This is a genomic window from Thermodesulfovibrio sp. 1176 (assembly GCF_029946585.1).
In the GTDB taxonomy this organism is placed as follows: Bacteria; Nitrospirota; Thermodesulfovibrionia; order Thermodesulfovibrionales; family Thermodesulfovibrionaceae; genus Thermodesulfovibrio.
Genome location: NZ_JARZRZ010000003.1, coordinates 294,414 through 315,140, shown reverse-complemented (window position 1 = coordinate 315,140; position 20,727 = coordinate 294,414). Strand labels below are relative to the sequence as shown.

Genomic DNA, 20,727 nt, shown 5'->3' with positions numbered 1-20,727 from the left:
TTTATTTCACTGTTCCTTCGATTCCAATAACTTTCTCCTCAGCTTCTATGTTTTTACCTGACCTTTTTATAGATTCATTAACAAGCCATGTTAAGCCTCCACAACAGGGGACAGTCATTCTTAGAATCACCACTGATTTAACATTATTGTTTCTGAATATCTCTGTTAATTTATCCAGATAAAATCTCGAATCATCAAGTTTTGGACAGGCTATTATAAGTTTTCTATCCTTTAAAATTTCTTCATGGAATTTTTTAAAGGAAAAAGCTGTACAATCTGCAGCAATTAACAAATCAGCATCTTTTAAAAATGGCGCATTTACAGGAACTAACTTTAACTGAATAGGCCAGTTACTGAGTTTGTGAAATCCTTCTAATGTTAAACACTCACATGTTGGTGTTTCTTTTTTTGTAATCAAATTCATTTTTTTGTGCACTGCCTCCTCACTAAAAGGCTTTGCTTCCTTTTCTACTATGGTGATTGCACCTTTAGGACAACTTCCAAGGCAAGCACCAAGTCCATCACAATAAATTTCATCAATTAAAACTGCTTTACCATTCAATATTTTAATTGCACCTTCAGCACAGGCATTTACACAAAGACCGCAACCATCACATTTTTCCTCATCAATATGAACTATTTTTCTTTTAACCATTTTATGACCTCCTATTAAATTATCTTTAATTTAATTTTAATATGTTGCTATATCAGAGATTTATGATTTAAATCATAGACTGAAAATATCTTGAAATTTTTGAAACTTTATGGTATTTTTTTGTATGTTACAATTGAATAGACCTATTATGGTAGCAATTATTTTTAGGCTATTCAGAAGAATATTACATTCTACCCCCCCCCCGAAAAAAACCTTATAAATCAATATTTTATAACGAAAAGATCGCAGTTTTACGGAAATTCTGTCTCACCCAGAAAGGATTTTATATCCTTTTTTAGCATAGTCTTAAAATAAAAAGAGGAGGTAAAAAAATGGCATTGGTTAAGAAAGTATCATCAAAAACAGAGACAACTAAAACCTTTACAACTTCATCAAGAGATGCCGAAGCACAAAGAAAGAGAGCAAGAACTCTTGCAAAACAACAACAGATAGCAGAAAGGATAGCAGCTGCAACAAGTCAACTTGCATCAGGTATTGCAGAAGCCTCTTCAGCAGTTGAAGAACTTAAAAGCTCCGCACAGCAGATTGCTGCAGGTGCTGAACAGGCATCAGGTGCATCTCAGGAGTGTCTTTCTGCTTTTAAACAGGTTGCAGGAACTATTACAAAACAGATGAAAAATTCAGAGATTTCTCAGGCAAAAGTTGAAAATGCTCAGGCACTTATTGCAAGGGTAAACAGTGATATTGATGCTCTTGTTAAAAATGTTGTTTTAGCTTCTGAAAGACAGATTGAATCAGTAAAAAAAGTTGCAGAACTTGAACAACAGTCTGCAAACATAGGAGAAATAGTAAAAACTGTAGCAAAAATAGCAGACCAGACAAATTTACTTGCTTTAAATGCGGCAATAGAGGCAGCAAGAGCAGGCAAACATGGTAAAGGCTTTGCTGTGGTAGCTGATGAAGTAAGAACCCTTGCTGAAACCTCTGAAAAAAGTGCAAAACAGATTCAAGAATTAGTAGGGCAAATTCAACAAGATGTAAAAAATATAGCAGATGGTATCAATTCTTCTGCAAATAAAGTTAAAGAGGAAGCAGAAAAAGGTAAAATAGTTTCTTCTCAACTTGAACAAATCAGAACAGACATGGTTGAAATAGTAAAAGGAGCTCAAGAAATAGCAACAGGTGCTCATCAGTCTGATGTTGCAACACAGCAGGCTTTAAAAGGAGCAGAGGATATCGCAGCTGCTGCAGAGGAACAATCAGCTGCTGCAGAAGAAGTATCAAAAACTGTGGCTGAACAGGCTCAGGCACTTCAGGAGGCAGAACAGTCTGCTCAGAATCTTTCAGAGTTAGCTGAAGATTTAAAAAGCTCAACAGATGTTGCAAAGAGTGCAGAAGAAGTTGCATCAACTGCTGAAGAACTTTCAAGTGCTCTTCAAGAGATAAACCGCTCTGCTGCTCAGATTTCAGCAGCACTTGAACAGGTCAGAAAAGGAGCACAGAATCAGGCAAGTGCATCAGAGGAATTAAGTGCAGCAGTGAGCCAGATTGAAAAAGGGCTTGAAATTGCCCAGAATCGTGCAAAAGGTTCTCTTGAAAAAATTATAGCAATTCAGAAACTTCTTGGTGATAATAAAATTGCTGTTAATGAAATGGTAAAGGGGATTATTCAGTCTGCTGAAGAGGCAAAACTTAATCTTCAAAGGATAAAAGAACTTGAAATCCTTTCAAGAAAAATAGACAAGATAGTTGATGCCATAACAATGGTTTCTGTTCAGACAAACATGCTTGCAGTAAGTGGTGCCATAGAGGCAGCTCGTGCTGGAGAATTTGGTAAAGGATTTGCAGTTGTTGCTTCAGATATAAGAAATCTTGCCCATGATTCAGCAGTAAATGCAGAAAAAATAAAGGATATGGTAAAAGCAATTCAGGATCAAGTAAATATTGTAATGCGTGATATAGAAGAGATAATGAAGTCAGCAGTAGAAGAAACGGAAAAGGCAAAAATTGCTACAGAGGGATTAAATACAATAGAAAAAGATATGCAGGAAGTCAAAGCAGGTTCAGAGGAAATTCTAAGTAGTTCAGAAGAGATAGTTGTTGCTATCGGACAGGTGAAGAAAGCTGTAGAACAGATAGCATCTGCTGCTCAGGAAGCAGAAAAAGCAACTGAGGAGGCTGCTTCAGCAGCAAAACAACAAGCTCAGGGGGCAGAAGAACTTGCAGCTGCCATTGAAGAAATAGCCTCTCTTGCAGATGAACTTCAGTCAGTTGCATAACAGAGGGAGGTTAAAATGGTAGAGACGGAAGTTGTGGCTAATGAATTTGTTACATTTTTAATTGATAGAGAAATATTTGCAATAAATATGGCACCTGTTCAGGAAATTATCCGTGTTCCTGAAATAGTCAAAGTTCCCAAATCACCTCCATCACTTATGGGACTTGCCAATTTAAGGGGAAAGGTTTTACCTATTATCAATTTAAGAAAAGTTTTTGGATTAGAAGAAAAGACAATTGATGAATCAAGTAGAGTCATTGTTATTGATTTAGGTCAGACACTCGGTTTTTTAGTAGATAATGTATCCAGTGTAATAGATGTTGATGAAACAAAAATAGAGACTTCTTCAGAAATAAAAAGCATTGTGAAATCCGACTTTCTTAAAGGAGTCATAAAAGACATTGCTAAATTCAAGATGGTGATGATACTTGACATTGAAAAGGTAATTGAGAAGGAGTTTTCTGAGATTCTTCAAGGTTCATCAAAGGAATATGAAATTACTTCTAAAGAACAATCTACAGAGGAAGAAATACTCACCGATGAAAGACAACTTGTAAGTTTTACTGTTTCTGATGAGGAATATGCAATACTAATAGAAAATATTCAGGAAATAGTTCAGATTCCTGAGCATATTACAAAGGTGCCGAACTCAGAACAATCAATAATAGGAATAATGAATTTGAGAGACAAAATTCTACCTCTTGCAAGTCTGAGAAGACTATTTGGTTTTCCAGAAGAACAACTAACTGAACAGAACAGAATTGTAGTTCTTTCAATGGGAAATCTTTCTGTTGGAATAGTTGTTGACAGTGTTAAAGAAGTTCTTAGAGTATCAGAATCTATTATTGAACCTGTGCCATCAATAATTTTAAAAGATGAGAAAGATTTTGAGATTGCAGAGATTTGTCGGTTAAATGAAGGCAAAAGGCTTGTCTCTATAATATCAGTTTCAAACCTTTTTAAACATAAAGATATAAAGGAGGCGTTAAATTCTTTGGAAACAGAAAAAGGCGTAGAAGAAAAAAAAGAAAATGAAGAAATTCTGGAAGATGAGGAACAATTTGTAGTTTTCAAACTTGATGAGCAGGAATATGCAGTTCCAATAGAAAGTGTTCAAGAAATAGTAAGAATCCCTGAAGGATTAACCCATGTTCCTAAGACTCCTGATTTTGTAGAAGGAGTGATAAACTTAAGAGGGAATGTTCTTCCTGTTATTGACCTTCGTAAGAGATTTGACATAGGAAAAAAACAAATGGATGAGCACCAGCGAATAATGGTTTTTGTTATTGATAATGTCTCTGTTGGATTTATTGTTGATTCTGTCAATGAGGTTCTTAAAATTCCAAAATCTGTTATTCAGAAATCACCTGAACTTTCTGCTGAACAGGCTAAAATATTCACAAGGGTTGCTAATCTTGAAAAACAGGGAAGAATAATACAAATCATTGAACCAAAGGAATTACTTAACAAAGAAGAATTAAAAGAATTAGAAAAATCGGAGACTGAAGAATGACAAAAATTCTCATCGTTGATGACTCTGCATTGATGAGAAAACTTCTGAGGGAAATTTTTGAGAAAGAAGGAGATTTCGTAATTGAAACTGCAAGAAATGGCAAAGAGGCAATAGAGAAAAATCTCAGTTTTCAGCCTGATGTTATTACACTTGACATTAACATGCCTGAGATGGATGGTATTACAGCTTTAGCTCATATTATGAACCAAAGACCTGTGCCAGTAGTGATGGTTTCTTCTTTAACTGAGAAAGGAGCGATTGCTACTTTTGAGGCTTTAAATCTCGGCGCTGTTGATTATGTTACAAAACCTGGTGGGACAATTTCCTTAAACATTGATGAAATAAGGGATGAAATTATTTCAAAGGTAAGGTCTGCTACCAAAGCTAAATTAAAAGCAAAAGCACTTGTAAGAAAAATCAGGGAGGAGAGGGAAAAAATTCTAAGACCTGCTCCTCCCAAAGAAATTTCTACTAAAGATGAACGGCTTGTATTAATTGGTGTTTCAACTGGTGGACCAAGAACTCTTGAAGAAATTCTTCCTGAATTACCTTCTGATTTTCCAATGCCTGTAATAGTAGCTCAGCATATGCCTCCTACATTTACAAAATCCTTTGCTGAAAGATTAAACTCTATTTGTGAACTCAATGTTGTTGAAGTTGACCATCCTATGCCAGTTGAAACAGGAACAATATACATTGGAAAAGGTGGTACTGATGTAGTATTAACAAGAAGAGCTCAGAAACTAATTGTTCATTCCAAACCTGAAAATCCATCATTTCTTTGGCATCCTTCTGTAGAAATTCTTGGTCGTTCAGCACTGGAGAGTTGTGACCCCCAAAAAATTATAGCTGTCATGCTTACAGGTATGGGTCATGATGGAGCAGATGCTTTCACTGAGATTAAAAAAAGAGGTGGAAAAACAATTGCTGAATCAGAGGATTCAGCTGTAGTTTTTGGAATGCCAAGAGAATTAATTGAAAGAGGTGGTGCAACAGTTGTTTTGCCTGCAGAAAAAATAGCAAAACAATTAATTAAATGGGCAAAAAATAATGTATGAGGTGAAAGATGCCAATAAAAAAGAAAGAAGAAAAAGTAGTTGAAATAAAAGAAGAAAGACGAAAAATTCAAAGAGATTTTGATGGTTTAATAACACAACTCTCAAACCAGAACCCAACAGAAAGAAGATGGGCAGCAAGAGACCTTGCAGAGTATAAAGAAGCATCAGGTTATTTAATAGAACAACTTAAGAAAGAAAAAGATATCGCTGTTCGTGAAATTATAATAAGTTCTCTACTGGCAATTGGAGATGAAATAGCAATTTCAGGACTGATTAATTACTTAAAAAGCGATGATGCTCATTTAAGAAACTCAGCAATTGAAGCTTTAAAACAGATACCTGAGCAGGTTGCTCCCTATATTGAAAAATTACTTCAAGATAAAGAGTCCGACATAAGAATCTTCACCATAAATATTCTTGAAAGTTTAAGGCATCCAAAAGTAATTAAATGGCTTATTGATGTTATCGAAAAAGATGAAAATATAAATGTTTGTTCTACTGCTCTTGACTTACTTGCAGAAGTAGGAACAGAAGAAGCTTTACCAGCAATAAAAAAAGTAAAAGAAAGATTTAAAAATGAACCCTATATTCAATTTGTTTCTGATATAGCTTTAAGGAGGGTTGGTGAACAATAGGTGTACATTAAAAAATGAACCTGACATAAAAATAACAGATGATGATTTTGATAAATTCAGAGAATACTTTTATAGAAAAACAGGTATCATGTTTGAGCAAAGCAAAAGATATTTTGTTGATAGAAGACTTATAGAAAGAATAAAAGCAACAGGACACAATAGCTTTAAAAATTATTTTATCTTTTTGAGATTTGAATCAACAGGAAGGGAATTACAGAATTTAATAAATGTTTTAACAATAAATGAAACCTACTTTTTCAGAGAGGAATATCAATTTCAATGTATGATTAACAGAATGCTTACTGAAATAGTATTAAGAAAAAGAAGAGGAGATATAATTAGAATATGGTCAATTCCGAGTTCAACAGGAGAAGAGCCCTATTCAATTGCAATATACCTTCTTGAATACTGGAAAGAAATTGATAAATGGGATATAGAAATTATATCTTCAGATATAGATACAAATGCTCTTGATAATGCCCAAAAAGGTATTTACTCTGAACGTTCAGTTCAAAATCTTCCAAGGGCAATCATTCAAAAATATCTTAAATATCTTGGGAATGGATATTATCAGATTTGCGAAGATCTCCGTAATTCAGTAGAATTCACAAGGGTAAATATTGTAGATACCAAAGAAACAAAAAGATACAGAGGATTTGATATTGTATTTTGTAGGAATCTTCTCATATATTTTGATGACTTATCAAGAAAAATAGCTGTTGAAAATCTCTTTGATACAATGAATCCTGGCGGGTTTATCTGTCTTGGGCATTCAGAATCAATGAGCAGAATATCACCTATCTTCAAAATAAGAAAATTTCCTGAAGCTATTGTCTATCAGAAACCTCTGGAGGAGGGCAAATGAAGAAAATTTTAGTGGTAGATGATGCAGCAACAGTAAGAATGTATCACAAAAAAATCATTGAAAACGCAGGCTTTGAAGTTGAAGAAGCTGTAAATGGTTTAGAAGCCTTTGAGAAAGCATTAATAAATGATTATGACCTTTACATAGTTGATATAAACATGCCAAAACTTGATGGTTATTCCTTTGTCAAAAAATTGAGGGAAACAGAAAACATTCGGCAATCACCCGTTATTATGGTAACTACAGAGGCTGAAGAAAAAGATATGGATAAAGCCTTTGAGGAAGGAGCTAATTTTTATATTGTTAAACCTGTTAAACCAGAAGAATTTTCAAAGTACTGTAAACTTTTAACAGGAGTGTCTTATGAGTAACCCTTTAATTGAACAGTTTATTATTGAAAGCAGAGATTATCTACAGAGAATTGGCGAAATTTTAATTGTCCTTGAAGAAAATGGTGAAGACAAAAACCTTTTAAATGAACTTTTTCGTCTTGTTCATACTCTAAAGGGTAACTCAGGACTCTTTGATTTTCCTTCTATGACAAAGCTCTTACATGCTTCAGAAGATTTAATGAATCTTGTAAGGGAAGGCACAATTCCTTACAGTTCTGATATAGCAGACCTTTTGCTTGAGGCAATGGATATAGTTTCAATAATCATTGATGAGATAAAGGATTCTGGTTCAATTTCTCACAATTCAATTCAATTAGCCGAAAAAAAAGCTAAAGAGATAAAAGAGAAATTTCTAAAATCTCCTGAAAAAAGAGAGCAGAAAATTGAAGAAAAACCTGAGAAAAAAGAAGAAATAGCAGAAAAAATTTTTGATTTTTCAGTTATACCTGAAGAATTCCGCATAAAAGCAGTAAAAGAGGCTTTAAAGGGTAAAAAAATTATTTTGATTCAGTATGGACCAGAGGCTGAATGTTTTTACAAAGGTGAAGACCCTCTTTACCTTGTAAGAAATACTCCAGAACTTATATGGGTAAGGTCTTACTTAAGAGAAGAGATTCCTGACCCTTCATTAATGGATATTTATCAATGCATAACTAATTTTGAGCTTTTATCCTCTGCAAACAAAGAAGAACTTTCTGAACATTTTAAATATGTTCTTGACCAAGTTAAATTCTTTGATGTTGAACCTACTGACTTAATAATTCCTGAAGGCGAAAAAAATGGTGGACCTGTTTATGAAGATTTTGTCTCAGATGCAATAAAATACTTAGAGGAAAACAATGTACAAACTTTTAAAAATGCTGTAAAAAGTCTTATTGAGCTGTCTTCTTCTGAGCTATATTTTACTTCTGTGTTAAGATGGATAGAGCTTTTAATTGATTATTTACCGAAGACAAAAAACATTATAGAAGCTCTTTTGCAAAGTCTTGAAACAATGACTCCTCCTAAATTTGGTCTTGAGAAAGAACCCACACTACCCCAAAAAAAAGAAGAAAAGCCTGAATTCCCTGAAGAATTTTTGAAAATTCTTAATAGCCAAAAAATTGTCCTTGAAAAACTTAAAACCATAGAAAACAATATAATAAAAACAAATATTTTGCAATCCATTATCTCAAGCATTGAAAATGGATTGATGTCTTTAAAGAAAACTGAAATTCTAAATGAATTTCAAGAATTATCCCAAAAAACTTCTCCAAAGGATTTCAAACTATTAAAAAAATGGATAGAAACAAAATTTGGTTTTTCTTTACCATCGGAAAAAGTAGATGAAACAGTCTCTCCTGAAATCACTTTTACATCTACTGAATCACAAGAAAAAGAAGTCTCTTTATCACACACTATCAGCAAGGTTCTAAAAGTAGATGAAACAAAAATTGACAGACTCATGAATCTAATTGGTGAATTTGTTGTTGCTAAAAATAGCCTTCCCTATCTTGCTCAAAAAGCAGATAATTTTTATGGCATATCAGAACTTTCAAAGGAGATAAAAGCCCAATACAGTGTTTTAAATCGTATTTCAGAGGAAATGCAGGATGCAATAATGCAAATCAGGATGGTTCCTGTTTCTACAGTATTTCAAAGATTTCCAAGACTTGTAAGAGATTTGTCAAAAAAACTTAATAAAAAGGTAAAACTTGTAATTGAAGGAGAAGAAACAGAAGCAGACAAAAATGTAATTGAATCTCTTTCAGACCCTCTTATTCATATAATCAGAAACAGCCTTGACCATGGAATTGAAACACCAGAAGAAAGAATCTCTAAAGGAAAACCTGAAACTGGAACAATTATTTTAAAAGCAAAGCATGAGGCAGACCATGTATTAATAGAGGTAATTGATGACGGGAAAGGAATAGATGCTGAAAAGATTAAACTTAAAGCCTACCAGAAAGGATTAATAACTGAAGAACAGTTTGAAAAAATGAAAGAAAACGAAGCAATAAATCTAATCTTTCTGCCCGGTTTTTCAACTGCAGAGTCCGCTACAGACCTTTCAGGGAGAGGAGTTGGTATGGATGTTGTAAGAACAGCAGTTGAAAAATTTGGAGGCTCTGTCAGAGTTCAATCAGTCATAAATAAAAGGACAACTATCACTCTTTCTTTACCTCTTTCAATGGCTGTGTCACATGTAATGATAATTGAATCTGCAAAAGAAAAATATGGTGTTCCAATGGAATCAGTTGTTGAAACTGTTAGAATTTCAAAACAAAAAATTAAAAGGGTGAAGGGCAAGATGACTACTGTCTTAAGAAACAAAATTGTGCCAATTTTTTATTTAAATGATTTACTTGAGATAAACAAGCCTCATGTCATAAATGAAGAAGGAAAATATGCTCTGCTTGTGCTTTCAGTAAAAGGAGAATTAACAGGAGTAGTAGTAGATAAATTTCATGAAACAGCAGATATAATTCTTAAACCCTTTACAGGATTTCTTGCTAATATGAAAGTTTTTGCAGGCACTGCAATAATGGGAGATGGTTCAGTTTTATTAATAATAAATCCAAAGGAGTTAATAAATGCCAGTAGAATTTAAAAATAACACGGCAAAACTTATTGATTTAGTAAGTATTGAAGATGCAGATGCTTTATTTAATTGGTTTCTTGAAAGAAAAAAACCTAAGGTAGATCTAACAGAACTCTGCCACATTCACACTGCCTGTCTTCAGCTTTTGTTTGTATTTAAACCTGAAATAATAGCACATCCCGAAAAGGAGGATTTAAAATATTGGCTGACTACCAGACAATAGCAAAAAATTATGTGATGCCCGCAGAATCTCTCTGAAAGAAGAAGGGGATTCTTCGCTGTCGCTCAGAATGACAAAAAGAAGAGTCAGAATGACAGAAAATGAGTAATAATGATAGAAGGAGGGAGTAAAAAATGATAGAGAAGGAATTCAGATTTATAGAAAAGGGAGCTTAAAATGTCATTTATTTGTCACCCTGAACGAAGTGAAGGGTCTCATTATATTAAAAAAAAGAGGAGGGAGATAAATGAGCAAAACGATTCTAATAGTTGATGATTCAGCAACTATGATAATGAGCCTTAAAGCAGCCCTTGAAATGCAGGGATTCACAGTTGAAAGTGCCTCAAATGGTCAGTCAGCATTAGATAAAATAAAATCAGGACTGAAACCAAATCTTATAATTACAGATATCAATATGCCAGTAATGGACGGATTGGAGTTTATAAAAAATGTAAGACCTATCTTGAGATTTGTTCCTATTTTAATTCTTACAACAGAAAGTGAGCAGAAAAAAAGAGAGGAAGCTAAAAAATTGGGTGCTACTGGATGGCTTGTAAAACCTGTTTCAGGTGGAGATTTAATAAATGTAATAAAAAAAGTGCTACCGGGAGCTTAAAATGAAAACTCTTTTATTGATGGTCCTCCTTATCGGGGGGGGGGGGGGTATAAAATTGTATCCTTTATTGGGAGGTAAGAGAAAAATGAGAGAAGTCATTAAAAAATATCTTATTTTTACTCTTCCCTTTGCTATTCTTGTTAGCTTTTTAGGTAGCATAGTATATGAATATTTTCCTTTTTTTGATATAAGATGGAAAATATTCATTACTTTTTTTATCCTGATACTTTTATGTTTATTTCTTTGTGGCTATCTTACAGTAAAGATAGTAGGTCCTATTAAAAAGCTTTATAAATCAATTGAAAAAGAATATGGAATCTTGGAAAAAAAGATTACAGAGCATGAATTTTCAGATGAACAGATGCTAAAGTTAAATGATATATTTAAACTTTTTTCAGAGCATCTTTCATCAACGATAAAAATTACTGAAGAAAACAGTTTGGAATTAATAAAAGGACTTGAATATTTATATGAAAACACCAAAAAACAAACTGAACTCATTGAAAGCTCTGTCTCTTCTGGGCAAAATCTTCTTTCAGTTATTGAAGACCAGATGAAACATAATAAAGAGATGATAAAAATTTTAGAATCCCTTATTGAATCACACCAAAGAAATTTACAGGATAATTTGAATCGTGTGAGTTCATTGGTTAATGAAGTAAATAATTTAACTCCACTTATGGATAGTATAAAAGATATTGCTGAACAAACAAATCTTTTAGCCCTGAATGCAGCAATAGAGGCAGCAAGAGCTGGTGAAAAGGGAAGAGGATTTGCAGTTGTAGCTGATGAAATAAGAAAACTTTCAATGAAAACAGAGAACACTTCCAAACAAATTATAAGCCAGATTAAAAAACTTTCAGAAAGAATGAATAAAGAATTTGAAAATTTAAAAAATGAAATATCAAAAAGTGAACAATTAAAACAATTAGAAAATGCAGAAAACACAGTAAAAGCAATGGAGTCATCTTTTAGTTCTGTTGGTAATATGATATTTGATATAATTCATAAAATTCATGAGCAGAATGAAGTTGTATTTAACACTGTAACAGATTTGCTCGGCAAAATCCAGTTTCAGGATGTTGTAAGGCAGAAACTTGAAAGAGTAATAGAAGATTTAAAGGAACTTTCCGAATACAATACAGCCTTACTTAAATGGTTAGCATCGCCTGATTTAGAAGAAAAACCAATAGAAATACAAAAACTTTTAGATAGCTTTTATCAAAGATATGTTATGCAATCCCAGAGGGAAATTCATGCAAAAATTGTAAATAATGTTTTAAAGGAAAGAGAAAAAGCACCGAAAATTGAATTGTTTTAAAAATCATGGCAACAGTTATTTCAATAACAAATAGAAAAGGTGGAACAGGAAAGAGTACAACCACTGTTAATTTATCTGCAGAGTTTGCAATAAGAGGCAAAAGAACTCTTGTTATAGACATGGATACTCAGGCTCATGCTACATTGGGGCTTGGTTTTTCACCAAACAAAAATTCTCAAAAAGTTCATTCTTTATTTTTAGAGCCTGAATTTATACTTTCAAAAGCACTTTTTCAAACTAAATGGGAAAATCTCTTTATAATGCCAGCTAATCCTTTGTTTGAACACGGAAGAGTTTCAAATAACAAACTATTAAAAGAGGGATTAAAAAGTGCTGGCATAATTGAGGAATTTGATTTTATTCTGATTGATACACCTCCTTCCCTTGACAGTCTTCTCCTTAATGCCCTTGTTGCATCTGATTATGTATTAGTTCCCTTTTTACCTCATTTTTTATCCACCGAAGGAATAAGAAGTCTTGCAAGAATTTTTTTTAAAATTGCAACCACAGAAAACCCTTCATTAAAACTGCTTGGATTAGTCCCTGTAATGATAAATCAAAGAATTCAACAGCACAGAAAAGTTACTGAAAATGTTTCTAATCAATTCGGAAGAAATAAAGTTTTCTCAGGGATAAGAACAGATATTAAATTGGTAGAAGCCTTTGAAAATCATACCCCTGTTAAATTTTATTCACCCTACAGTCGTGGTGCTGTTGATTATGAAATATTGGCAGAGGAAGTATTGAGAGAGATTCATAGAAGAAATTCTATTTTATTGACATAGATTTAAAACTTAAAAACTCAAATTTCGTATATTTTTTTCATCTCATCAGTATAACTTCCATCTTCATTATAAATAAAAAGTGGAGGGTCAACTTTTAAAGATACCCTACCTCCTTTAACTGCCTCAATAAGAACCATTTTTGCTTCTGTATTTATTTTCGAATGAATAAAGCGAACCCTTTTTATTTCAAGATTGTGTTTACTCATTATTCTTACTATTTCAATTAATCTTTCAGGAAGGTGAATTAAACAAAGTCTTCCTCTATGTTTAAGTAAGTTTTGACTAATCTTTGCAATATCTTTTATTGAAAGACTTAATTCATGACGGGCAAGAGCTTTTTCTTCTTTTGGACTCATTTTACCTGTTCCAGGACTTCTAAAAGGAGGATTAGATACAACAAGATCAAAACCACTTGCACTGAAATTTTTGGCATCCATACAGATAATCTCTATTCGATTATCAAGATTATTTAATTTAATACTTTTTTTCGCTAATTCAGCAATCTCAGGTTGAATTTCAATCATAACAATTTTACTTTCTATATATTTTTTAGCCAGAATAATCCCAATAATTCCTGTTCCTGCTCCTATGTCAACAGCCTTTGTTAATCTTTTAAGATTGACAAAATTTGCCAGAATTAAAGCATCAACACTAAAACGATAACCTTCCTTAGGTTGGCATATCTTTATACTTCCTATCGAATCAATCGTGTATTCCATAATTACTAATTTTATTAAAAAGAAAGTATCTGAATCTATATTTTATCCTGTAATTTTAAATTCATCTGTGGTAGAAACTGATAAGAGCTTCAATGAATCTTTCGGTTACAAATAAAGGGTCAATATCTGAATCCTCGAGGAAATCTCCTCTTGCCTTAGAACCATAGAGAATAATTTTTTTACTTCAGGGAAAAATTTTTTTATTTTTTCTATAACTTCAAAAATAAACTTTTGTTCGTAATAATTAAGATAAAACCTGAAATTGCCGATAGAGATAAAAGCAATATAATATTTATGCAGTCATTCCGAGGGGTTCAATACCCCGAGGAATCTCTCATTAAAGAATCTATCTGGTGAAAAAGGAGGAGATTCCTCAGTCGCTTACGCTCCTTCGGAATGACAAAATCAGTGTTTTTTTATCGGCAATTTTAAGTAAAAGGGTTTTATTGTTTTTGAGAGAGTTATTGTATAGAATTATACCATAGTAGAAATTTTTAAAAAAGGATATTTCCTTTTTTATTATAATTTAGATTTTGATATTAAGTTGTAACAATTGATACTAAATTTTTCTTGACATTTTTTAAAAATTATGTAACAATAGTTACATTAAATTTTTGGAGGTAAAAATATGGAAACTTTTTATGTTGTAGGGATGATTATGGCAGGATTGTTTTTTGGATGGACTATTGGTTCTCATTATACTGGTGCAGTGATGGGAACAGCTTATGGTGCTAAAATATTAGATATTAAGAAGGCAACTTTGTTGATGGCAATATCTGCATTGCTGGGTGCTACACTGCAAAGCCATGAAGTAATTAAAACTGTTGGTGCTGGTATTATACCTATTGATTATCTTACACCATTCAGAGCAATGATAATGATGCTTAATGCAGCTTTAGTTACTGCTGTAAACACTTGGCTCAAGCTTCCTATATCAACAGCTCAATTAGCCTGTTTTTCAATAGTCGGTGTCGGACTTGCTACAGGTGCACCAATTGCATGGGAACATACAATGTTACCTCTTGCGATTACATGGGTTGGAACTCCTTTAGTTGGATGTATTCTGGGTTTTATCTTTACTAAAACTGTAGGCACTATAAGAGCAAAAACAGCAGAGACATTCAAAAAATATGTTTTAATTCTTGCATGCTGTTATGCCTCTTTTACTCTGGGAGCAAACAACAGCGGGTTGGCTGTTAGTGTTCTGTATGGAAGTGGCACAGTCAAATCTTTATTGTTTGCAGGATTTATAGGAGGAGTTGTTGTTGGTATTGGTGCTTTAACATGGGGAAGACCTCTTTTAGAGAAAGTAGGGCTTCATATTGTTCAACTTGAAATAAACAGCGCAATCGGAGCTCAATTAGGGCAGGCTACAACAGCATATGTAGCAGCTCTCTTAGGATACCCCACTTCTATGAATCAGGCAATAGTTGGAGCAATTGGTGGTGCAGGACTTGCAAGGGGAGTTAAATATATTCAAGTTAAAGTTATAAAGGAGATTGTTATAAACTGGTTGGTGTCTCTTGTTGTATCTGCATCTACAGCATTTATTTTATATAAAGTTTTTTCATGGCTTTTAGGAGCTAAATAAGGAGAGAAATGAAACAGGCTACTTTATTTATTGTTCTGTTAGGTTTTGTAAGTCTTTTTGCAGATATGACCTATGAGGCTGCAAGAAGTATTACAGGACCATTTCTTTTAGCACTTGGCGCTACTGGAACACTTGTAGGATTTATCTCAGGATTGGGAGAGTTTTTAGGGTATGCCCTAAGGATTGTCTCAGGCTGGATTGCTGACAAAACAGGTAAATACTGGAGCATAACTATAGTTGGCTATTTGATTAATCTTTTGAGTGTGCCAGCACTGGCATTGGTTGGTCAGTGGCAAATAGCAGCTGTGTTAATTATGGCTGAAAGAATTGGTAAAGCAGTAAGAAATCCTTCAAGGGATGCTATGCTTAGCCATGCAACAGTAGAGATTGGTCGAGGCTGGGGTTTTGGTCTTCATGAGGCAATGGATCAGATTGGAGCAATGCTTGGGCCATTAATCATAGCTGGAGTTTTTTATTTTCATGGTGGTTACAGGGAAGCCTTCGGAATTTTACTTATTCCGGCAGTTCTTGCCTTTTCAATTTTAATTTTTGCAAGATTTTTGTATCCTTCACCTAAGGATTTGGAAATTAGTACTGTTCAAATAGAAACAAAAGGATTAAGTAAGGTCTACTGGATTTATCTCGTAGCAGTTGCATTAAATGGAGCAGGATATGCGGATTTTCCTTTAATTGCTTATCATTTTAAAAAAGTGGCAACTGTTTCTGAACAGTGGATACCTGTTTTTTATGCTATAGCAATGGGAGTTGATGCTTTGGCTGCTCTTTTATTTGGCTATTTATTTGATAAAAAGGGGCTTGCAATTCTTATTTTTTCAGTAATTGTATCAGCAGGCTTTGCTCCTTTATGTTTTCTTGGAGGATTTTATGAAGCAGTCCTTGGAATGATTTTATGGGGGATAGGAATGGGTGCTCAAGAGTCTGTAATGAGAGCAGCAGTTGCCTTGTTAGTTCCTAAGGATAAAAGAGGTGTAGGATATGGTTTATTTAATACAGGTTACGGATTTTTTTGGTTTTTGGGTAGCACTGCTTTAGGTTTATTATATGATTTTTCAATCTCTACACTAATAGTTTTTTCAGTACTTCTTCAGCTCTCCTCCATACCCTTTCTTATAAAGGTAAGAAAAATGTTACACTAAAAATTAAATGAAGTGGATTTTTGTATCCTATACAGTTCCTTCAAATCCTTCAAGGGGAAGGGTTTTTATATGGAGGGAACTTAGAAAACTTGGCGCTATTAACTATCAAACAGTATGGATTCTACCTTATTCAAAAGATATTTCCGATAAAATTCAAAATCTCAAGAAAGTAATAGAAAACTACGGAGGACAGGCTCTTTTAGTAGAAGGAAAGGTTTTGAATAAAGAAGTGGAAGAAAAAATTTTAAATGCTTTTATAGAGGCAAGAAACAAAGAATATACAGAAATAATTGAGAAATGTGAAGACTTCTTTAAAGAAATATCCTTTGAAATTGAAAGACAAAACTTTATATTTGCAGAAGTTGAGGAAAATGAAGAAGAACTCGAAAAACTTAAAACATGGTTTAAAAAAGTGGAAAAAAGAGATTTTGTAAATGCTCCTCTGAAAAAAGAAGCAATAGATAAACTCAAAAAATGCACAAGGCTTTTTGAGGAATTTTCAAAAAAAGTATATAAAGAAGCCCAAAAAGAATGAAATTAGCGGAGGTTTTAAAATGAAAACATGGTTTGTTTATGTATTTGGTCGCTGGATAGTTCTTTCAGGAATTGCAGGGGCACTTTTGCAGTTTGTTTTAAGTGATTATTTTAGGATTCATACAATTCCTGCCTTTTTGCTCAATCAGTTTTTACTTGCTAATGTTTTCTGGTTTGTGGACAAGGCAATTTTTAAATCTCACTTTAAAATTCCTGCCTTTTTCCCTCTATGGCAAATTAAAGAAAATGTAAGATGTGCTGACTGTGGAGTAATATGTGAGGGTTACAGAGTAGTGAAAACAAAAAATTATGACAAACTTCATGACCCTGAGCCAGAATTCAGATGCAAAAACTGCAGGGAAAAGAAATTAGAAGAATTAAGAAAAAGAGGGATCGAAGTATAAAAAAGGTGGAGGTATGTCCTCCACCTTTGTACTGAAAAAGCTTACTGTTTCTTTTCAGCTGGTTTTGCTGCAGGCTCAGCTTTCTTTTCTTCTTTCTTTACTTCACCTTTTTTCTCAGCTTTGGCTGCTACCTTCTTTACGCTCTTTGCTGTAGCCTTGCCGTCTTTTTCAGTATATTTTACTACAACCTTGTCACCAGCCTTTACATCTTTAATCTGCTCATCTGTTACTGCTACTGTGAGTTCCTTCTTTTTGCTTTTTACTGTAATTGTTTTACCAACTGTGTCAATAGCTGTAACTTCACCAGTAATCTGCTGTACTTTCTCTTTCTTATCTGCTTTTTCATCTTTCTTTGCAGGCTCAGCTGGTTTTGCAGGTTCAGCCTTCTTTGCAGGTTCAGCTGGTTTTGCAGCAGGCTGTTGAGCAAATGCTACTGTTACTGTGAGTGCGAATACCAATACCATTACTAATGCTAAAATTTTCTTCATCCTCTTTTGTCACCTCCTTTCTTTTCTGTTTTTTTAAAAGGGATTTCGATTTTGACTAATAAATTTGATTGTTGCAATATAAATGCCAGAATATAAAAAGCTAAAATTCTAATTGTTTTTGATAAAAAACTTCCTCATTTAGGAAAATTTTCCCTTTTGGGAAAATTTTCTGATAAACCGAATTTTTCAAGCCTATACCAGAATGTTTTATAACTCATTCCGAGTAATCTTGCAGCTTTTGCAATAATATAATTGGATTTAATTAATGCTTTTTTAAGTATTTCCTTTTCAAGTTCTTCATAATTTATTCCTTCATCTGGTATTTCTATATCCAAAATATTTTTAGGTATAGAGATTTTTAACTCGTCTTGAATATCACTCAATGTAATTTTGTCTTTTTCACAAATTATTATTGCTCTTTCAATTACCGTCTCTAACTGTCTTATATTGCCTGGCCAGGGATAATTAATTAAAGCTTGAAGCGCCTTTTCCTCTATACCATTAACTCTTTTACCAAATTCTTTTGAGTATTTTTCTATAAAAAAGTTTACAAGTTCGGGAATATCATCTTTTCTTTCTCTTAAAGGAGGTATTTCAACTGTTATAACCTTTAGTCTATAATACAAATCTTCTCTGAATCTGTTTTGTTCTACTTCTTTAGATAGATTTTTGTTTGTTGCTGCAATGATTCTTAAGTCAACCTTTATGGCATCTTTTCCTCCAATTCTTCTAACTTCTTTTTCCTGAAGAACTCTCAAAAGTTTAGATTGTGTTAAAGGAGGAAGTTCAGCAATTTCGTCGAGGAAAAGAGTGCCCTTATCTGCTGATTCAATTATTCCTATTTTTCTTGTATTTGCACCTGTAAATGCGCCTGGTTCATAACCAAAAAGTTCGCTTTCAATTAAGGTTTCTGGTATTGCTGCACAGTTAATTGCAATAAAAGGTTTATCTTTTCTTGGAGAGTTATAATGAATTGCCCTTGCAATAAGCTCTTTTCCTGTTCCACTTTCTCCATAAATGAGTACTGTGGCATTTGTTGGAGTAACCTTTTTGACAATATCAAGAACTTGAAGCATCTTTTTTGATTTCCCTATGATTCCTTCTATTTTAAATTTTTCATATAATTCTTTTTTGAGCCTTAAATTTTCTTTCATAAGATTAATTCTTTCTTCTGCTTTTTTTACTGTTAACAAAAGAATTTCTCTATCAATTGGTTTGGTCAGGTAATCAAAGGCTCCTTTTTTTATAGCTTCTACCGCAGATGAGATTGTCCCGAAGGCTGTAATAACAATAACTAATGGAGAGAAAGGTTCTTGCGGAAGGTTATTTAAAATATCCATTCCATTTTGCATGCCTAATTTTAGATCAGTAAGAATAATCTCAGGATGAAACTCGTTAATTATTTTTTCAGCTTCTTCTAAGTTTAAAGCTGAATATACTAAATAATCTTCTTCTGATAGAATTGTTGTAAGAATATCTCTTTGTAAAGGTTCGTCATCTATAATTAAAATTGTTGTCATATTTTTATATTGGTAGATATATATTTACTTCGCTTCCCTGTCCTAATTTACTTGAAAATTCTATTCTTCCACCATGTTCTTCTATAACTTTTTTAGCTAAAGGCAGTCCCAATCCCAACCCACCTTTTTTAGTAGAGAAAAAGGGTTCAAATATTTTTTCTATGAGTTCTTCTGCAACACCAGAACCCGTATCTGTTATTTTTATTAAAATTTCGTCTTCTATAAGCTCTGTTTTAATAAAAAGATTTTTGACTTCTTTATCCTTCATTGCATATATAGAATTTTTTATAATATTTAAAAGACAGCTTTTCATTAAGTCTATATCAATATCAAGCATAAAATCAATTTTATAATCTTTATAGATAGTGATACCTTCTTTTTCAGCGGTAGCTTCAATAAGATAGACTACCTCTTCAATAATTTCCAGAATATTTACTGGTTTTTTATTTAATTTGAGAGGTTTTGTATATTCAAGATACTCTGTAATTAGATTGTTAACTCTGTATATTTCCTGTTTCATGTTTTCAAGAAGTTTAATATAATTATTTGAATTTTCATTTTCTTTTTTTAACTTTTCTATAAGATGGTCAATGCTTAAATTAATAAAATTTAAAGGATTTCTTACTTCATGGGCAATCGTTCTGCTGAGTTGTCCTATAGCAGCAAGATGTTCAGCTTCTCTTAGTCTTTTTTGTAATATTTGATTTTCTTCAAGTTTCTGAATCATGAAGTTAAAACTTTCGGCAATTCTTCCAATTTCGTCTTTTCTGTTTATTTCTAACCGATAGGTAAAATCTCCCTTTGCTACTCTTTGTGCTGCTTCAGTTAAATTATCAATAGGTTTTGTATATCTTGTCGAAATAAAATAGGTTATTATTATTCCTATTGAAAATATTATTAAGGTTGTTATTATTCTTTTTAATGTAGTATCTCTTAAAATTTGAGAAAAGTCATCTTTATTTATTCTTAAATGAATATAACCATATTGAACATTGCCAGCAATTACAGGAACTATGACGTTATAGACATTTTCCTCTTCAAAAACTGGTTCACCAAGTTCTGCTTTAATAATTAATTCCTTCTTTCGATGTGTTATAGGTTTACCAATATATTGAGGGTTAGTACTTGCAATAATTTCCTGTTGATTACTGATGATCGAGACTTCTTTTATACCTTTAGTGCTAAGTTTATTAATGTATTCTGTTAGTTTATTTGAACCTCCTCGGGTAACTTCTTCAACTCCTACCTGAATAGCTTTTGTAAGGTCTGCCGTTTGTTTTTCAATTTCCTTTAAGAGTCTTTTTTCTGTCTGAGTATAGAATATGTAAAGTGTTGACATTAATGCAAAATTAAGGAATAGCAACAGTATTACCAGTTTCCACCTTAAAGACATTTTATCAAACATTTTTATAATCATGTATAATGTATTATATT

At 32.9% G+C, this 20,727-nt stretch carries 20 protein-coding genes; 15 read left to right on the top strand and 5 right to left on the bottom strand.

The window, feature by feature from the left end:
- Window position 1 precedes the first annotated feature (1 nt).
- A complete protein-coding gene (locus QI155_RS07480; protein ID WP_068861129.1) occupies window positions 2-655 on the bottom strand; it encodes a 4Fe-4S binding protein in 654 nt (217 codons plus the stop codon).
- 332 nt (window positions 656-987) lie between these two features.
- Here QI155_RS07480 and QI155_RS07475 point away from each other — a divergent pair, with 332 nt between their 5' ends.
- The 11 genes from QI155_RS07475 (at window position 988) to QI155_RS07425 (ending at window position 12,880) form a co-directional block, all read left to right on the top strand.
- Complete coding sequence (locus tag QI155_RS07475) at window positions 988-2,895, top strand: methyl-accepting chemotaxis protein (protein ID WP_068861130.1); 1,908 nt, start codon at window positions 988-990, stop codon at window positions 2,893-2,895.
- 15 nt (window positions 2,896-2,910) lie between these two features.
- Window positions 2,911-4,407: a chemotaxis protein CheW gene (locus QI155_RS07470; protein ID WP_068861131.1), complete on the top strand. Its 1,497-nt coding sequence runs from the start codon at window positions 2,911-2,913 to the stop codon at window positions 4,405-4,407.
- Window positions 4,404-5,465: a chemotaxis response regulator protein-glutamate methylesterase gene (locus tag QI155_RS07465; protein ID WP_068861132.1), complete on the top strand. Its 1,062-nt coding sequence runs from the start codon at window positions 4,404-4,406 to the stop codon at window positions 5,463-5,465. The genes QI155_RS07470 and QI155_RS07465 overlap by 4 nt, the downstream gene beginning before the upstream one ends.
- Window positions 5,466-5,473: 8 nt before the next feature.
- On the top strand, window positions 5,474-6,100 hold the full coding sequence (locus tag QI155_RS07460; RefSeq protein WP_068861133.1) for a HEAT repeat domain-containing protein: 627 nt from the start codon (window positions 5,474-5,476) through the stop codon (window positions 6,098-6,100).
- Window positions 6,090-6,965 (top strand): protein-glutamate O-methyltransferase CheR, encoded by an 876-nt coding sequence (locus QI155_RS07455; protein ID WP_281321364.1) that lies wholly within the window; start codon window positions 6,090-6,092, stop codon window positions 6,963-6,965. The genes QI155_RS07460 and QI155_RS07455 overlap by 11 nt, the downstream gene beginning before the upstream one ends.
- Window positions 6,962-7,336: a response regulator gene (locus QI155_RS07450; protein WP_068861135.1), complete on the top strand. Its 375-nt coding sequence runs from the start codon at window positions 6,962-6,964 to the stop codon at window positions 7,334-7,336. Before QI155_RS07455 ends, QI155_RS07450 begins: the two co-directional genes overlap by 4 nt.
- A complete protein-coding gene (locus tag QI155_RS07445; protein ID WP_068861136.1) occupies window positions 7,329-9,947 on the top strand; it encodes a chemotaxis protein CheA in 2,619 nt (872 codons plus the stop codon). The genes QI155_RS07450 and QI155_RS07445 overlap by 8 nt, the downstream gene beginning before the upstream one ends.
- A complete protein-coding gene (locus tag QI155_RS07440; RefSeq protein ID WP_068861137.1) occupies window positions 9,931-10,161 on the top strand; it encodes a hypothetical protein in 231 nt (76 codons plus the stop codon). Before QI155_RS07445 ends, QI155_RS07440 begins: the two co-directional genes overlap by 17 nt.
- Window positions 10,162-10,405: 244 nt before the next feature.
- Window positions 10,406-10,774, top strand: coding sequence for a response regulator (locus QI155_RS07435; RefSeq protein ID WP_068861138.1), 369 nt, complete (start codon window positions 10,406-10,408; stop codon window positions 10,772-10,774).
- Between the two features lie 85 nt (window positions 10,775-10,859).
- Window positions 10,860-12,095 carry a methyl-accepting chemotaxis protein gene (locus tag QI155_RS07430; protein ID WP_159426689.1) on the top strand — a complete coding sequence of 412 codons (1,236 nt, stop codon included), beginning with the start codon at window positions 10,860-10,862 and terminating at the stop codon, window positions 12,093-12,095.
- A 5-nt stretch (window positions 12,096-12,100) separates the two neighbouring features.
- A complete protein-coding gene (locus tag QI155_RS07425; RefSeq protein WP_068861140.1) occupies window positions 12,101-12,880 on the top strand; it encodes a ParA family protein in 780 nt (259 codons plus the stop codon).
- Window positions 12,881-12,897: 17 nt separating this feature from the next.
- Here QI155_RS07425 and QI155_RS07420 read toward each other — a convergent pair whose 3' ends face one another.
- The gene (locus QI155_RS07420; protein ID WP_068861141.1) at window positions 12,898-13,599 is read right to left on the bottom strand and encodes a methyltransferase; all 702 of its coding nucleotides are present in this window, start codon (window positions 13,597-13,599) and stop codon (window positions 12,898-12,900) included.
- A 628-nt stretch (window positions 13,600-14,227) separates the two neighbouring features.
- Between QI155_RS07420 and QI155_RS07415 the strand changes: the two genes are divergently transcribed.
- From QI155_RS07415 to QI155_RS07400, 4 genes are read left to right on the top strand one after another with little or no spacing between them, the layout of a single operon-like run.
- A complete protein-coding gene (locus QI155_RS07415; protein ID WP_068861142.1) occupies window positions 14,228-15,190 on the top strand; it encodes an inorganic phosphate transporter in 963 nt (320 codons plus the stop codon).
- Between the two features lie 8 nt (window positions 15,191-15,198).
- A complete protein-coding gene (locus tag QI155_RS07410) occupies window positions 15,199-16,347 on the top strand; it encodes an MFS transporter (RefSeq protein WP_068861143.1) in 1,149 nt (382 codons plus the stop codon).
- A 7-nt stretch (window positions 16,348-16,354) separates the two neighbouring features.
- Entirely contained in the window at window positions 16,355-16,882 is a 528-nt protein-coding gene (locus tag QI155_RS07405; protein ID WP_068861144.1) for a Chromate resistance protein ChrB, read from the top strand.
- Between the two features lie 19 nt (window positions 16,883-16,901).
- A complete protein-coding gene (locus QI155_RS07400) occupies window positions 16,902-17,285 on the top strand; it encodes a hypothetical protein (protein ID WP_068861145.1) in 384 nt (127 codons plus the stop codon).
- Window positions 17,286-17,326: 41 nt separating this feature from the next.
- On the opposite strand, the gene QI155_RS07395 is transcribed toward QI155_RS07400, so the two are convergent.
- The 3 genes from QI155_RS07395 to QI155_RS07385 all read right to left on the bottom strand — a co-directional run bounded on the left by QI155_RS07395 (window position 17,327) and on the right by QI155_RS07385 (window position 20,698).
- Window positions 17,327-17,773, bottom strand: coding sequence for a hypothetical protein (locus QI155_RS07395; protein WP_068861146.1), 447 nt, complete (start codon window positions 17,771-17,773; stop codon window positions 17,327-17,329).
- Window positions 17,774-17,907: 134 nt separating this feature from the next.
- A complete protein-coding gene (locus tag QI155_RS07390) occupies window positions 17,908-19,293 on the bottom strand; it encodes a sigma-54 dependent transcriptional regulator (RefSeq protein WP_068861147.1) in 1,386 nt (461 codons plus the stop codon).
- Between the two features lie 4 nt (window positions 19,294-19,297).
- Window positions 19,298-20,698, bottom strand: a complete 1,401-nt coding sequence (locus tag QI155_RS07385; RefSeq protein ID WP_281321363.1) for a HAMP domain-containing sensor histidine kinase — start codon at window positions 20,696-20,698, stop codon at window positions 19,298-19,300.
- Between the last annotated feature and the right edge of the window lie 29 nt (window positions 20,699-20,727).